General features: G+C 47.9%; 14 protein-coding genes. 12 read left to right on the top strand and 2 right to left on the bottom strand.

The annotated features are described in order from the left end of the window. The first annotated feature begins 263 nt into the window (after positions 1-263). From ACWQXP_RS16585 to ACWQXP_RS16575, 3 genes are all read left to right on the top strand, one after another. The gene (locus ACWQXP_RS16585) at positions 264-659 is read left to right on the top strand and encodes a response regulator (protein ID WP_454063977.1); all 396 of its coding nucleotides are present in this window, start codon (positions 264-266) and stop codon (positions 657-659) included. Then, a complete protein-coding gene (locus ACWQXP_RS16580) occupies positions 652-1,125 on the top strand; it encodes a response regulator (RefSeq protein ID WP_454064723.1) in 474 nt (157 codons plus the stop codon). The genes ACWQXP_RS16585 and ACWQXP_RS16580 overlap by 8 nt, the downstream gene beginning before the upstream one ends. A 524-nt stretch (positions 1,126-1,649) precedes the next feature. After that, complete coding sequence (locus tag ACWQXP_RS16575) at positions 1,650-3,062, top strand: SEL1-like repeat protein (RefSeq protein WP_454063976.1); 1,413 nt, start codon at positions 1,650-1,652, stop codon at positions 3,060-3,062. Positions 3,063-3,365: 303 nt separating this feature from the next. Here ACWQXP_RS16575 and ACWQXP_RS16570 read toward each other — a convergent pair whose 3' ends face one another. After that, the gene (locus tag ACWQXP_RS16570; protein WP_454063975.1) at positions 3,366-3,956 is read right to left on the bottom strand and encodes a Tll0287-like domain-containing protein; all 591 of its coding nucleotides are present in this window, start codon (positions 3,954-3,956) and stop codon (positions 3,366-3,368) included. Between the two features lie 429 nt (positions 3,957-4,385). After that, the gene (locus ACWQXP_RS16565; RefSeq protein ID WP_454063974.1) at positions 4,386-5,513 is read right to left on the bottom strand and encodes a Rieske 2Fe-2S domain-containing protein; all 1,128 of its coding nucleotides are present in this window, start codon (positions 5,511-5,513) and stop codon (positions 4,386-4,388) included. Between the two features lie 549 nt (positions 5,514-6,062). Here ACWQXP_RS16565 and ACWQXP_RS16560 point away from each other — a divergent pair. The 9 genes from ACWQXP_RS16560 to ACWQXP_RS16520 all read left to right on the top strand — a co-directional run bounded on the left by ACWQXP_RS16560 (position 6,063) and on the right by ACWQXP_RS16520 (position 16,348). Further along, positions 6,063-7,568 carry a TM0106 family RecB-like putative nuclease gene (locus tag ACWQXP_RS16560; RefSeq protein ID WP_454063973.1) on the top strand — a complete coding sequence of 502 codons (1,506 nt, stop codon included), beginning with the start codon at positions 6,063-6,065 and terminating at the stop codon, positions 7,566-7,568. A gap of 72 nt (positions 7,569-7,640) precedes the next feature. Further along, on the top strand, positions 7,641-8,783 hold the full coding sequence (locus tag ACWQXP_RS16555; protein WP_454063972.1) for an efflux RND transporter periplasmic adaptor subunit: 1,143 nt from the start codon (positions 7,641-7,643) through the stop codon (positions 8,781-8,783). A 280-nt stretch (positions 8,784-9,063) separates the two neighbouring features. Next, the gene (locus tag ACWQXP_RS16550; protein WP_454063971.1) at positions 9,064-9,783 is read left to right on the top strand and encodes an ABC transporter ATP-binding protein; all 720 of its coding nucleotides are present in this window, start codon (positions 9,064-9,066) and stop codon (positions 9,781-9,783) included. Positions 9,784-9,795: 12 nt separating this feature from the next. Continuing rightward, on the top strand, positions 9,796-11,004 hold the full coding sequence (locus tag ACWQXP_RS16545; protein WP_454063970.1) for an ABC transporter permease: 1,209 nt from the start codon (positions 9,796-9,798) through the stop codon (positions 11,002-11,004). Next, positions 11,001-12,203 (top strand): ABC transporter permease, encoded by a 1,203-nt coding sequence (locus ACWQXP_RS16540; protein ID WP_454063969.1) that lies wholly within the window; start codon positions 11,001-11,003, stop codon positions 12,201-12,203. Before ACWQXP_RS16545 ends, ACWQXP_RS16540 begins: the two co-directional genes overlap by 4 nt. A gap of 192 nt (positions 12,204-12,395) precedes the next feature. Then, the gene (locus ACWQXP_RS16535; RefSeq protein ID WP_454063968.1) at positions 12,396-14,402 is read left to right on the top strand and encodes a response regulator; all 2,007 of its coding nucleotides are present in this window, start codon (positions 12,396-12,398) and stop codon (positions 14,400-14,402) included. 267 nt (positions 14,403-14,669) lie between these two features. Then, positions 14,670-15,047: a response regulator transcription factor gene (locus tag ACWQXP_RS16530; protein WP_454063967.1), complete on the top strand. Its 378-nt coding sequence runs from the start codon at positions 14,670-14,672 to the stop codon at positions 15,045-15,047. A gap of 76 nt (positions 15,048-15,123) precedes the next feature. After that, on the top strand, positions 15,124-15,720 hold the full coding sequence (locus ACWQXP_RS16525; RefSeq protein ID WP_454063966.1) for a hypothetical protein: 597 nt from the start codon (positions 15,124-15,126) through the stop codon (positions 15,718-15,720). 25 nt (positions 15,721-15,745) lie between these two features. Beyond that, on the top strand, positions 15,746-16,348 hold the full coding sequence (locus ACWQXP_RS16520) for a nitroreductase family protein (protein WP_454063965.1): 603 nt from the start codon (positions 15,746-15,748) through the stop codon (positions 16,346-16,348). Positions 16,349-16,530: the final 182 nt, after the last annotated feature.

Raw genomic sequence — 16,530 nt, 5'->3', positions numbered from 1 at the left:
CCTTCTCTCACCGTCCACTAACACCCCCCCGGCGTCTTTAAACCAGTCCCTTTCAAAAAGAGATGACGAAGCAGAACACAACTCATTCGATGGACACATTTACGCCTTTCCTCAGAATGAGCGAAGGCTACCTCGTGAAATCTTTATATAATCTTTATGAAATACAATCCTGTTACGAATAGTACCCTTACGTCCTTGCCCAGTAGACTATTTAGATAATCAAGAAATGTGATGAAGACTCTCATTCATTTATAGGCTGCGACATGCCAGCACATATTTTAGTTCTCGACGACGACCAGGATATTGCATTGATGTTGAAAGACCGCCTGAACTTTCTGGGATATCACGCAACGACAGCCAACAACGGCGCTGAAGGTCTGGCAATGCTTGAAACCTTGACCATAGACGGAATCTTACTCGATGTCCAAATGCCGGTTATGGATGGATTGACAATGCTGAAACATATACAGGATCAACATCCACAAGTCCCTGTCATCATGATGACGGCTGAGCTCAACAAGGATAGCCTGATTCAATCTCTGGAACGAGGCGCTCGGGACTATCTGCTGAAGCCAATCGACCCTGAACGTCTTATGAAGAAATGTTCGACGGTTTTTATACCGAGAAAGGATACGGTGAATGATTGTGAACATGTTTGAATGCCTAGAGTCATTTGAGGAGATAAAACGTGGTCATAGGCAACAAATTCTGATAGTGGATGATTATGAAAGCGGACGGCTCGTACTCCGGGCGAGACTCGAGATGCTGGGATATCAATGTCATGAAGCTGGAAATGGGGCAGAAGCCCTGAATGCTATCCAGAGCGAACACTTCGATCTAGTAATTACTGACCATAACATGCCCGTCATGACAGGCTTGGAATTACTCCAATGTTTAGCTGAGAGATCAGAAACTCAACGACCTCCAGTTATTTTTGTCTCCGGCCATCTTTCAGATGATTTGCGTAATGCTGCCCTAAGAGTGGGAGCAAGTGCTATTCTGGCAAAACCTTACGACGATGAAGAACTGATGAGAGAAATTACCTGCATCTTCAAACCATTATTGAATCAGAGCCAGAAATCGACGAAACAGGAATGCCGTAGAGGTTTGCAAGTAAATCAATAACCAACTTTGCAGCGCTTGTCAGACTCATAACTTCAACACTTTTGCCACACGGTAACTTCTCACTTCTCTACCTCAATTCGATTTTTTCAATTTGTAGAAATACACACGGCATTTTATCGTCTTAAGAGCCGAGACAATCCCTGGCGTCTTAAAGCGAATTCTGCGTTCTTATTTATAAATATAAATCAGATGTGTTCGCATTTTACGATGGCACGTAAATTGACTTTATCGTCAGAGTATACTAGCGTTAAGCCCATTTTCTGTCCGTTTGTCAGCAACTTACGTGTAAAATGCCTGAAGGAATGAACGAGCGTCCCTCGACAGATCATTTCCAATGACCATCTACCATTGACATCGAGACAGAGCAACACATGCCATGGTCGATTCCATATTATTAGCCTATTCCAAAACTACTCTTTTCATACAATATCTATTGGGTCGAGATAGTCTGCGTGATACGCCATTCACCGACATCGCTCTTTCTCATGAGATTATCAAGGCCTTATTTTATAAGGAGTATTCACATGTTTGATTCATTTAACCTCGTAAGCAGTCGGTTGTTAACACGATATGCTTCCATGAACAGAGTATGGATCAGCGCGGGCGTCATGCTTATGCTCCAGGGGTGCGCCTATTTAGATGTAGTCGATGGTGATGCGGACAAAACACAATTCACATCGATACAAGAACAACGCCTCCATAACCTGGCGACTGACAAGGGAGATGTCGAGGCCCAAGTGCAGTTAGGAGAGTTATATGTCATCGGTCACGATGCTCCTCAAGACCTTGAAAAAGCCAGCTATTGGTATCAGCAAGCTGCAGATCAGGGAAATATCACCGCCCAACTACGCTTAGGTGAAATGTACATGATGGGCCATGGGGTGTCTCAAGATCATGACGAGGCCAGCCGCTGGTATCGCCTCGCCGCCAGCCAAGGAGATGCCTTAGCTCAATTACGGCTTGGCCGATTATATGATCAGAGCAATGGCGTCCCACCGAATTATCAAGAAGCCAGCCACTGGTACCACATGGCTGCCAACCAAGGCGATGCTCAGGCTCAACTCCGTTTGGGGGAAATGTTCGAACAAGGCCATGGCGTACCTCAAGATTATCAAGAAGCCAGCCTGTGGTACCGCATGGCGGGCAACCAAGGCGATGCTCAAGCGCAACTCCGTTTAGGCGAAATGTTTGACCGGGGACGAGGAATACCACAGGATTACTCCGAAGCCATCCGCTGGTATCGCATAGCGGCTGGCCGTCGGAGTACTCAAGCGCAACTCCGTTTGGGCGAAATGTTTGAACGAGGCCATGGCGTACCTCAAGATTATCAAGAAGCCAGCCTGTGGTATCGCATGGCGGCCGAACAGGGAAATCCGTCCGCTCAAATCAGAATGGCGAAAATGTGTATGCAAGGCCAAGGAATGCCAGAGAATCATGCGGAAGGTGTCCGTTGGTACCGCTTAGCCGCGGACCAAGAAGATTCCCTTGCGCAATTCCATCTCGGGAGAATGTATGAAAATGGAATTGGTGTGCCACAAGATTTTACCGAAGCCAGCCGTTGGTATACCCTGGCTGCCACACAGGAAAACCCTCTCGCACAATTCCACTTGGGTGTCATGCATGAGGTAGGGAAAGGGGTTCCGCAGGATTATAGACAAGCCATGGAATGGTACACACATTCAGCAAACCACGGACACTCAGAAGCACAGTTCAAACTTGGAAACCTCTATGCCATACGAGAAGATTTTATCCACGCACATATGTGGCTGAACCTTTGCGCCGCGCAAGGTCACGAAGAAGCGAAAGCCCGCTTATCCAGACTCGCATCTGATATGACGTTTGAACAAATTGCGCAGGCACAAGAACTGGCACGAAATTGGAATAGCCAGAACAGCAAAAAGGCTATAGCGAGCCCAACTACGTTCAAGGCGAGCTAGTAGCCTTGGGAACGATAGTTTTCGGAACGGAGAGAGATGAAAGAGCTCCTTCATGTGAAGAAGATCGTGAAGGCCTATTGATCTGTCAATGATAGATGCCCAAGCTCACCCAGCGCCATGACCGACTTCAAATGTTGGAAGTTCATTGAAACAGCAATAGTCCTGAAAAAGAAAATTCGGCAGACCTATCATTAATCTACCAAGTGGAACAGATAATAATTTCTCCTCGAAGTCCAGCCCATATTACTCAAAGCTGGATATATCCAATTATCTCATAGATTTTCCAATGAAAGTTTTTTTGTTCTATTCTGATAAAGGAAACGAAATAGCGAGACCACCCATCACATCATGAAGTTTATAATTCTTCTTGGGACTGAGAGGATGAGCATTATGACAGTTTACGCAGGAAGACGACACAGCGGTATCAGCATAGATAGCCGTAAAATACCGACGACCATCCTTCTTAATGACACCCGTAAACGGCTTGCTCGGGTCTCCCTCAACAGCCTCTAATCCTGTTCGTTCAAACCATGTCGTCGATCGATTCTTTTCGTAGATTGGCCATAAACTGATCAAACGATACTCAAGACCCGTCCCCTTACTTTTTACTCGAATGCCAGAAAGCGTCAGCATTTGTGCCGGTAACGGAAGAGCCGTCTTTTTTTCCCATGCTTCTTCAGCGACAACCACATCATGTTCCTTCATACGCTGGACAACATGAGTCGTGTATATGGTGCGATCTGCCTCAAGAACCGAGTGAATAAATTCTGCAACGCGCTCAGCCGCAATAACTTCCTTTTCAAGTGTGTCAGGAGCGGCCTGTGAATACCCGATTGACCCAACACTGAATATTAGAGCGATCACACATCCCCATACCATAAAGAGTTGTTTCATACGTGACTCCTCCATCTCTACATATGAATCGTCTTAAGAAAAAATATAAATACGCCTATACGTTAAAAAGGTGACGTGATAATGAACTCGTTGCAATCGTTATAGGGTAAATCTTAGTGGAAGTGCAATGTTCGAGGGTACTCGGCACAGACCATTACGTCATGGGCAAGCCAAGTTTCCCCTTGATAATACATAACTTCTTGAAAATCAGTTGAGTCTCCCTTGAGTGACATCTCAACATCGTCCCATAATTTAACAATGGAAATGGAGCAAGAGAAAAACTGACTCAGCCATCATCGAAAGATGCAGACGCGTTGAGACCCGTACTTAATGGACGACAATGGTTTTTTTTCGAGCAAATCCAGCGCCACTTCAAAAAATGATCGCACCCCAAACATGCGCAAATTCTTGCATTAATAGAATTAGCCATTATGTGCGAGCGAGACCCTCTCGACGCAGTAAAGATTGCAAACATTGAATAACCGGAAACACCTCTTGATTCCAGTCGGCACCTTGCCGATCAAACGCTTTCTGTTCCTCCTCAACAATCCATCGGTCTTGAGCAAAGATCCCATCTGTGAACCACACGATAAACGGCCACAAAAGATTTATTAGTCCTGGGATCGAAGGCTTTCGAATCATCATCAACCCAAACGTATGATTCACGCGTTGCTCACAATCAACTGGCACATACACATTCCACAAATTTAAAGCAGGCTCAGTACTTCCTGCTGTCCAAAACTTGAGAGTTTGATAGGGATACTCCGTGCAAATAGTCATGAGATCCTGCTTCGAACCACCAGCCGATGGGGTTGAACTCCCGAGAATGAGTTTCTCTCCAAGCGGTTGCGTACCTTTAACTCGTGAAAACGTATAGTCAACTTCTACGGCATGTGCCCGTTCCCGAAGCTCCAAAAACACCGTTCGGATTCCACCCATCAGTCGGCGATGCAAAAATTGATGATTCATATCCATCAGGTTCTCATGCATAAACGAGTAATGACAATTCACGATTCGATCAAGATATCGGGTCTTGTAATGGGGGTCATCTTTGAAGGACACTTCTGGAAAGTCAACCTCTGAAAGTTTCTCCAAAGCTCCAGGAAAAACAAACACAAGACCATAGGCCTCTCGGCAAGGATAACTTCTGACACCTTTAGGTCGCGGCTGATCAGATTTTAAGTATGGAACCCCAATACAGATGCCATTTTGATCATAGGTCCAACAATGGTAGCCACACTGAAGATGCTCTCCGTGCACGACTCCGCAATGGAGTGGAACCTGTCGATGGGCACATCGATCTTCGAGAGCATATAACTGACCGCTTTCGGTCCGAACCAAAACAATGGGATCGCCAGCAAACGATACGCCAAGCGTCTTGCCCTTCTTGACATCATTTGCACGTGCAAGCGGATACCAATGATCAGGATGACTTCCGGTTTTTCTCAGATCGGATGTGGGGGTCGTCTGCCGAAATTGAGACCGACGACGTTCCAGAATGAGAGGTACAACGATATCGTTCTGCCCCCCTTCGGATACATGAGGCGGTTTTATCATGAAATCCTCCAAAAATATGGGGAAATGCGAAGAAAAATGTGTGAGAGCCTCGAGGTGATAAAGAGGGGGTTATGAAAGGCAAGAGCTACAATTTATACCACAAATGGGCCAACAGGGATAGGTTGAGTTTTACCTTTGCAGTGCTTGGGTTTTGTGGATAAATGATAATACATGCCTACGAGCACAGCCGTTACTGACGACTCGACCAAATATTTTCTTCTCGCCGAAAATTTTAGATTTTCTTTCACCATAGTGATGCACGACTTTACATGTTCATTCACAAGGTGACAGAAGATTAATTATACAAGATACAAAAGAGGCTCCAAATAGACAAAAAGGCGTATCAGCTCATAAAGATGTCCACTGCTTCGTCGTGTTATGCAATTTTATTAGCTTTGCGCTTTCAAGAAATGAGTACTTGTAGATGAAGGAATCTATTATGTTGATTTCCTTGTTTTCGTTCTCCAATCCTTACGGCCAAGCCCAAACAACTATTTCCACTCTTTCTACACCCAGCAACTTTGCTACACTGGCTCTCAGGACCTCGCTATGCAGCCATACTCTATCACGGCCTCAATGCTCTACAACCTTGTCAGCTGTGAGCATCGCCTCTATCTCGATACATTTGGCGATGCATCCCAGCGCGATGAACCGAACGCGTTCATCCAGCTTTTATGGGAAAAAGGGACGCTGTTTGAACAAGAAGTCATCCAGAAACTCGAAACTCCGTTCCTTGATCTTTCGCGTTATCGAGGAGATGAGAAAGAACGGCGCACTCGAGAGGCAATAGAACAACGTGTCTCACTTATTTATAGCGGCCGATTATCCGTCAATGATCTCTTAGGTGAACCTGACCTCTTACGAAACGACGGAGAAGGTTATGTGGCTGGCGATATCAAGTCCGGGTCGGGAGAAGAGGGTGACGAGGATCAAGGCAAGCCCAAGAAAACCTATGCCGTCCAATTGGGGTTGTATACGGACATTCTCGAACGTTTAAACTGTTCTGCCGGCCGCTGGGCGTTTATTTGGGATATTCATGGAAAAGAAATCCGCTATGAATTTTCGCAGCCCCAGGGCCGTCGAACTCCCGAAACCTGGTGGGAGCTCTACAACACGTTTCGTCAACGTGCCCAAGACATCCTTGAACAACGTCACGAGACGCAAGCAGCCTATAGCAGTGGAATCTGTAAGCTCTGCCACTGGTACAGACCCTGCTTACTGAATCTTCAAAAACAGCATGACCTCACTCTCTTACCTGAACTAGGACGATCAAAACGTGACGCGCTACGCACGCACTTTTCAACGATTCAAAACTTTGCGGCATCTGACCTCAAGAGTCTGATCAATGGCAAAAAAACAATTATTTCAGGCATCGGTCTTGGGACGATTCAGAAGCTTCACGCCCGCGCACAACTAGTGTCTGCCGGGGCACAAGCTCGTCCCTATCTTCGAGAAGCCATTGATTTGCCCGCTCATGACTCGGAAGTATTCTTTGATATTGAAGTCGATCCTCTTCGCGACCACACCTATCTACATGGCTTTATTGAACGTCACCATCAAGATCACTCCAACGAGCAATACGTCGCCTTCTTTGCAGAGAATCCCACACCGGACGCTGAACAAACCGCGTTTGCCCAAGCCATTGAATATCTGCAGCAACATGCTCACTCCATGGTGTACTACTACTCCAAATATGAACGGACGATGTACCGAAAGCTTCAAACAAAATATCCTGACGTCTGTTCAGCCGACGACATTGAAACCCTTTTTTCAAGGGAACGGGCCATCGACCTCTACTTTGATGTCGTCCTCAAAACCACCGAATGGCCAACCAGAGATTACTCGATTAAAACCCTGGCGAAATATTTAGGGTTTCTTTGGCGGGATACTCATCCCTCAGGAGCGGCTTCTATTGAGTGGTTTCATCGATGGGTTGAAAGTGGCGATCAGATTATCCGACAACGAATTCTCGACTACAACGAAGATGATTGCATTGCCACGAGAGTCCTCCTTGATGGGATTAGAAAGCTTCCTATCAAGACCTCCAATCCGTAACATTCGTCCCTGCTTCTCCTCTTGATACGACCCGAAACACGAGCCTCAGAATGATATGATACACTCCTGATTATGAAACGATGGGCTTCCGGATTTCTGGTCTTAATTGGCCTGGCTATAGTTGCCTTGGTCCTCAATGCTTGGCTGTTTACCCCTGACCCTGTTCTCGTAAACATCGTACGAGTTAAAACGGGACTCGTCGAGGAAACCATCACCAACTCACGCGCAGGTACGGTCAAAGCCCGGCGGCGCGCACACCTTTCCTCGGAAATTGGCGGACGCGTGGTCTCCGTTCCACATGATAAAGGCGATCGCGTACAAAAAGGCGATATTTTACTTCAACTCAATAATGCCGCTGAGGCGTCAAACCTTGAAATGGCACAACGTGAACTGGTCGTGAGCAAGGCCAATCGGACACGCTCATGCCTAGAAGCGAGTCGAGCGAAGCGCGAGCATGCACGGTTTCAAGACCTCTCTCGAAAAGAATTAGTTTCGACGGATGAACTCGACAAAGTCCATAGCACAGCCCAAACCAGTGCCGCAGCCTGTCAAGCCGCGGATGCCAGCGTTGAGCGAGCACGGACGCGTATTAAAGAAGCGCAAGCCCAGTTACAGAAAATGGTTCTCTATGCTCCATTTTCCGGAATTCTTGCTGACGTGAAAGTCGAAGTTGGAGAATGGACCACCCCTGCCCCTCCTGGGGTGCCGATTCCCGCGGTACTTGATCTCATCGATCCAACCTCTATTTTTATTAGTGCCCCCATGGATGAAGTGGATTCATCAAAAATTCACCCAGACCAGTTGGCACGGGTCACCCTGGATCCCTATCCCAAGCATTCTTTTATGGGTCGAGTCGTAAGAGTCTCCCCCTATGTCGATAACATTGAAGAACAAAACCGCACGGTTGAGATTGATGTGGAGCTCGATGACCGCGATTTTGCCACAACATTGCTCCCCGGCACCTCGGCAGATGTCGAGATTATTCTTTCTCAAAAAGAACGAGCTCTCAGAATTCCAAGAAGCGCCGTGCTCGAAGGGGACAAGGTTTGGATAGTGGAACAAGACCACATCACGGAACGGGTTATCCAGATGGGGCTGAAGAATTGGGACTATGTAGAAATCCAGGAAGGACTTTCGGAAGGAGAAACGGTGGTCACGTCGTTAGATCAATCCGATCTTCAAGTTGGGGATCTTGTTCAAATGACAAACGAGTGAAGTCACGATAGCTCTGAATCTCCTGTCTCCGATTGACGTACCCCCTACGATGCATGAGACATATGCCATTTCACAGCATCGATTACGGATGCGCTCGGATACGATTGTCGAGGACCTGACTCGAATAGAGAGCCTCACTGGGCATGAGGGGTAATAATGCATCCAATATTTAGATTACAGGTATCCTCGGATACGATTGTCGAGGACCTGACTCGAATAGAGAGCTTCACTGGGCATGAAGGGTAATAATACATCCAATATTTAGATTACAGGTATCCGAGTGATTAATCTCCATCAAGTTTCGAAGATTTACCAAGTCGGGGATCAACCGGTCTATGCCCTGGCCGATATCACTGAACACATTAAGACGGGAGAATACGTGGCCATTATGGGGCCTTCCGGTTCAGGAAAATCGACCTTACTCAATTTATTGGGCTGTCTGCTCCGTCCAACGGAAGGATCGTATCAACTGAACGGAGAAGATATCAACACGCTGAGCGACGCCGAATTATCAAAGTTGCGCCAATCATTAATCGGATTTATTTTTCAATCATTTCATCTCATTCCACGGCTCACCGCGGCTGGCAATGTTGAACTCCCAATGATCTTTGCCGGTATCGCGCCTCAGGAACGTCAGCAACGAGTCGCCACTGCTCTGGAGGCGGTCGGACTGACACCACGGTCACACCATCGCCCTGATCAATTGTCTGTCGGTCAACGCCAACGAGTCGTGATTGCACGGGCCACCGTGATGAACCCCCAGCTTGTTTTAGCCGATGAACCGACAGGGAATTTAGATCGTGAGTCAGGGAAACAAATACTCGGACTTCTTGATCGACTCTATTCTCTGGGACATACGCTCATTGTGGTCACACACGACATCGATGTCGCCAATCGTGCGGAACGTGTTCTGGTGATCAGTGATGGGCACATCGTACAACGAACCAGTTCAAACAACATCAAGAACAGAACTTCAGTGACGGCTCCGTCTTCATCGTAACCCGGATTAACCATGGCCGCTAGAGATCTCGTAGGTTTCGCATGGGCCGCACTCAAAGGTCATCCTATCCGTATCGGTTTGTGTTTGACCGGTATTGCGATTGGCATCATGGCCATCGTCGTCCTGACGGCATTAGGAGAAGGTGCACGACGCTATGTGGTCAACCAGTTCATGTCGATCGGAAGCAATTTACTGATTGTCATACCGGGAAAAACCGAGACCACCGGGGCCTTTCCCGGTTTCGCAGGAGCCCCGCATGACTTGACCATCATGGACAGCCAGGTCATCCGTCGAAGCATTCGCTCGATTCAATTACTCGCCCCGATCTCAATGGGCACGGAAACGGTTCACTATGGCGAACGACGACGGCAGGTTCCGATTGTCGGCACCACAACTGACTTTCTAGAGGCACGACATCTTCGCATGGCACGGGGACAATTTCTGCCAACAGGAGATCCACAACGAGGCGCCCCTCTTGTCGTCCTAGGACACCGCGTCGCACAGGAACTTTTCCCTGACACTTCGCCATTGGGACAATTGATTCGTGTCGGAGACTGGCGAATGCGAGTGATTGGCACCCTTGCACCCCGCGGTACACAATTAAGTATGGATATGGATGATTTAGTGATTGTCCCAGTGGCGACAGGTATGCAGCTCCTGAACCGTCATTCTTTGTATCGTATCCTTCTTCGAGTCCGAAACGTGTCTGAATTGGAGACGACCTGTAACCACATTGTCTCAGTACTGGCTCAACGTCATGGAGAAGATGACAGTACGTGCATCACGCAAGGGGCGGTCGTCAGCACCTTCTCATCCATCCTCAATGCCTTGACACTCAGCTTAGCAGCCATTGGATTGATTTCGCTGACCGTCGCCGGAATTGGAGTCATGAATGTCATGCTCGTCGCCGTGTCGGATCGTACGGAAGAAATTGGGCTCTTGAAAGCATTGGGGGCGAGAAGCAGTCAAATTTTACTGATATTTTTGATCGAAGCCATCATCCTTTCTTTAGCTGGAGGCATGATCGGGCTTGCTCTCGGATGGGTGATCGTACAAGGCCTGATCTCACTCTATCCGGCCATTCCAGCTTCTACTCCCCTTTGGGCTTCAATTTCCGCAGTGCTGGTCTCAATCGTCGTCGGTGTCGTGTTCGGATTGATTCCCGCACGTCGTGCGGGACGGCTTGACCCCATCCACGCACTGGAGCAGCACACATCATGAGACTGAAAGACCTCTTGCTCCTTTCGTTTGGCGCGATTACGGCCCGACCAACCCGTACAGGCCTCTCCTTGCTTGGCATTGCGATCGGCGTCATGACGGTTATTTTACTCACATCGATTGGTGAAGGCACTCGCCGCTATGTACTTTCTGAATTTACCCAATTTGGCACCAACCTCCTGACCATTACACGAGGGAAAACTCAAACCGTTGGCATCCCAGGCGTTCTCGGTGGCACAACGCATAAATTGACGATCCAAGACGCCCAAGCCCTTCGACAGCTTGATGGAATTATTCGAGTGGTTCCATTGTCGGTGGGCAATGCCAGAGTTGAGACTGAAGGTCGGGGACGGAGCGTATCTGTTTTTGGAGTAACCGCGGAGATGCCGGAACATTGGAAATTCTCTGTGCGATCTGGCCGCTTTCTTCCACAGGGAGATCCATTTCGCCGACAATCTGTCGCAGTCCTTGGACCAAAGCTGAAAACCGAACTGTTTGGTGACGCCTCGCCCTTAGGTAGTTTCGTTCGCATTGCGGGATATCGTTTTCGAGTCATCGGCGTTATGACTCCTAAAGGTAATCTCTTGGGATTCGACATTGATGATGCGGTCTATGTGCCTGTCGCTTCGGCGATGACGATGTTCAATATGGACGAACTGATGGAAATACAAGTGGCCTTTGGATTCGGTCGCCAATTGGAGACCATCACGCAACAGATTCGAGATCGGCTGATGGATCGACATCGGGGCGAAGAAGATTTCACGATCGTGACTCAAGCGGCCATGCTTGAGACGATGGATAACATCATGAATGTCATTACCGTCGCAGTCGCCGTCATTGCCGGTATTTCAATGATTGTCGGCGCTATTGGCATCATGACGGTTATGTGGATGGTCGTGCGTGAGCGGACGGCAGAAATCGGACTCTTGAAGGCCACCGGAGCTACATCAGGACAAATCTATCAGTTGTTTCTCTGTGAATCGATAGCCCTTTCCACCATCGGAGGCACCGTAGGGTTAGCACTCGGTTTGAGTTGTGTTCAAATCCTCCCCACTTTCATTCCAGGAATTCCTGTTCATCCCCACCTTCTTTACGTCCTTGCCGCACTGTTCGTCAGCACCATGGCCGGCATCTGTTCCGGAGTCATTCCAGCGCGACATGCCGCATCAATTGATCCAGTTATTGCTCTTCATACACCCTAATCGTTCCCTATGAACCTCTCTCCGACTTGAGATTCGTTTTCTCATGGACTGGTTATCCAATTTTCCCAAATCGCGTTAAAAGAGAAAAAAGAGTGACTCATCATCTTAAGGCTGGTATGATTCTAAGATTGTCACGAGTGGAAACAGGTACGACACTGGTCACGGCTTGAGATAAATGGAAGGGACTATTCCATGACAAAGCGTATTCACCTATCCCGCATCCTCATTGTTGAACAAGAACCGGTCCAACGAGCAACCCTCATGGACCAGTTAAAGGATGAAGGGTATGACGTCATCGGAGTAGGGACCGCTCGAGAGGCAGTCGAACAAGCTAAACAAGATAACTTTGGGTTGGCCATCATTGAGTTACGCCTGCCCGACCACAACGGCATTCAGCTCCTAGAAGAACTACGGGCTGCGACCATAGGTATACGTGTAATTATTTATACCGAGCACAGTTCATTGGACTCTGCAAAGGATGCCGTCAACTTGGGAGCCTTCGCCTATATTGAGAAGGGACAACGCCCCGGCGAGCTCCTCCGTCAAGTCGAACGAGCCATGCGCAGTCAACTTGACCAGTATGCAAGAGAATTGGAAGAATCGGTCGCCGAACGAACGGCCACGCTTCAAGAACGCGAAGAGCGTTTTCGGCAGCTGGCCGAACACATCCATGAAGTGTTTTGGTTGTCGTCCGCCGACAAAACTCAAATGTTTTATGTCAGCCCAGCCTACGAGGCAATTTGGGGGAGGACGTGTGCCAGCTTATGCGAGAATCCGTCCAGCTTCCTTGAAGCCGTTCATCCGGATGATCGTGAACGGATTCAGCTGGCCATTCCAAAGCAAATTCAAGGGACGTACCATGAGTCCTACCGTGTCATTCGACCTGATGGGTCGATTCGATGGATCGAATCTCGGGCCTTTCCTATTAAAAATGAGGAAGGCGACATCTATCGAATCGCTGGCATAGAAGAAGACATTACAGACCGAAAGCGGGTTGAAGAGGCGCTTCAAAAGACTGAGCGAACATACCGTCAGTCGAGTAAAATGGAAGCCATTGGGACTCTCGCCGGAGGCATTGCGCACGATTTCAATAATATCCTGACGGCAATCCTCGGATATACAGAATTAGCCATTGCGACCGTCCCAAAAGAAAGTCGAACGAATCGAAATCTTCAAGAGGTTTTGACCGCAGGCCACCGGGCAAAACATCTCGTTCAACAGATTCTCACGTTTAGCCGGCAAAGCGGGCAAGAGCGGAAATCCATCGACATTCACCAAGTTGTTCAAGAAGCTCTCAAGCTTCTTCGAGCGACCATACCTTCCACCGTTGAAATTCGACAAAATATCTACTCGCAATCCACAGTTTTGGCCGATGCCACACAAGTCCATCAGGTCATCGTCAACCTGTGTACCAATGCCGAATATGCCATGCGAGAAAGTGGTGGACTCCTGGACCTGACGTTGGAGGATGTGGAAATAAAAAATACGATATCAACCGACCATTTAGACCTGAAACCTGGACCATATGTGCGACTAACCGTGAAGGATAGTGGACCAGGCATGACGGCAGAAGTGGTGGAAAGAATGTTCGATCCGTTTTTCACGACCAAGCCGACAGGGGAAGGGTCAGGAATGGGCTTGGCGGTTGTGCACGGTATCATCACGACACATGGCGGAAGTATTTTAGTCGAAAGCGCACCAGGAATCGGCACGAAAATCGAAGTGTATATTCCGACCATCCAGACGGCGATCTGGGACGTCTTTTCTACCAAAGCCTCTATCCCAAATGGGAAAGAAAGTATTCTCTTTGTCGATGATGAAGAAACTATCGTACGGCTTGGCCAAGAACTCTTGACTCACCTAGGTTACACCGTGACCATTCGGACGAGCAGCGTCGAGGCCTTAGATTTGTTTCGCAGCGACCCACATCGCTTCGACTTAGTGATTACAGACCAGACCATGCCTACCATGCCCGGAGATGCCTTGGCTCGTGAGCTCCTCCGTATCAGACCTGAACTCCCGATTATCCTTTGTACAGGATTCAGCCATGTTGTTTCGGCTGAAAAAGCTAAGTCTATGGGCATTCGTGGCTACTTAATGAAACCCTTGGCCATTCGAGACTTAGCCCCTATCGTTCGACATGTTCTTGACGAACAACCCTATTACTCACAACATAAAGAAAAAGCCCCTTCGGCCTGATGAAGACAAGCATTATACCGTTTTCCGTATAGCCACCATTCCGTCATTTCAGAGAAACTCGCCCCTTTATCATCGCAGTCTCAAGCCATAGGCTCACGCAGCGGTACGTACCTCATATCCTGGGCATGTGCGGCCACACGCTCCTCCCGTTTCGATTCTTTATGTTCCTTTTAATAACACGTTAAGTTTCTATTTTATGGCTAACGCGCTACAATCCACGAACGAACTTCAACGCAAGAATATGACAAAAAGACAAACTTAACACTCATGCCATCAATCTTAGTTATTGACGATGACCAACAAGTGTGTGGAGTGCTTCGTGAAGCCTTTGAAGTGGCCGGGTACCAAGTCCATATTGCCCGGGATGGACATGAAGGCACCGCACAGTACCGAGCGGCCCCCTCAGACCTAGTCATCTTGGATATGCTCATGCCAGGGAAAGAAGGGTTTGAAACCATCCGCGAACTGCGTCGTGACTTTCCAGCCATTAAAATCATCGCGATATCAGGAGGAGGCGAACATATCCACGTCAATCTCCTTGATCTTGCAAAACAGGTAGGGGCAAATCACACCCTTAAAAAGCCCTTTAAAATGCAAGAGTTACTCGAACTCACCGCTTCAATGTTGACAGACTCTTCCGCATGATTCACGATTGGCTGACTGCTTCGAATAGGGACGTGTCTCAGGGCAAACCTCCCATAGCTCATCATTGAGACGTACGATGCTGTACTTTCAAATAAAACCTGACTCCGTCTTTCAAGCAATCCTTCATGACGCACTTGAATCGGAACGTCTGGAAATTTCACGTATTTCCATGGAAAATGATATCGATACCTGGGAAGCAGGCTATGGTCGGATGTCAGAAATCTTCACACCCTATAGTGCACTTGTCACCATCGAACAATTATGTATCGCTAGCCAAACAGACACGGTGTACCGGCTGAACGATTATCATTGTCTCTTGATCTATGAATGTCTCAAAAATTATTGTGCGGTGCATCATGACCTGGCTGCACAAGAAGAGGACCAGAGTCTGACCATTTCAGCGTATCGACTTCAAAATATTGACTTTCAAGAAATGGTTGATCTCTATTTTTGGGACACCGACTTTTTATTTCTCTCTGATACCGGTCGCTTACAGAACCTCGACGATGATTCCACTTGCTTAGATACGCTCGAATCGACCATTTTGACAAAGGACCTTCAACCACATCCTCGATACCTCCAACTCACCCTCGTGACGGATCCAATGTGGAGAATTGCTCAACAAGACGAGTTCTTCCATCAACATTCTCGTCATTATCCAGATTTCAGTTAATATTTATCACGTAGAGGATTATCATATGCAAAAGTCTGCACAAACCCAATTTCCTATTCATACTCTTATGCAGGAACGATGGAGCCCCAGAGCGTTCGCAAACGACGTGGTGAAGAAAGAAACACTCCAAAGCCTTCTGGAAGCTGCGCGATGGGCAGCCTCATGTTTTAATGAACAGCCGTGGGGGTTTCTCGTGGCGACCAAACAACAAGAGGGCGAGCACACAAAAATGCTCACCTGTTTAGCTGAAGCGAATCAACATTGGGCGAAGCATGCCCCTGTCCTAATGATTACTGTGGCCAAACTGACATTTGCACACAATGGAAAACCCAATCGCCATGCCTTCCATGACATTGGGCTGTCCGTAGGAAATCTGGTCTTACAGGCGACAGATCTAGGACTAGGAGTCCATCAAATGGCTGGAATTTTTCCCGACGTTGCGAAGTCACTCTACAACATTCCCGAAAACCATGAAGCGGTAACGGGGTTGGCAATTGGCTATATGGGGGACCCTCAGAGCTTATCAGACGAGCTGCGAGAACGAGAGTCAGCTCAACGCACACGGCATCCCTTATCGCACTTCGTATTTACTGAACAATGGGGACAGTCTGCTCCGCTCACAACATAATTGTCACCATAATCATTTTCTTATGAAAAAGTTCTCCCGCGCATTCGCCTTTACACGACGACGTGCCTGTCATCTGTGCATCGACAGAATCATCCACTATGACAACAATCCTTCTGCTTGTTCTCCAGTCCTTTCTCAGCAAGATCCAGAGCATTTCAACCGATTTTCATGACAACATCACA

This window comes from Candidatus Nitrospira salsa, assembly GCF_965152625.1.
This window is presented reverse-complemented; position numbering and strand designations above follow the sequence as displayed.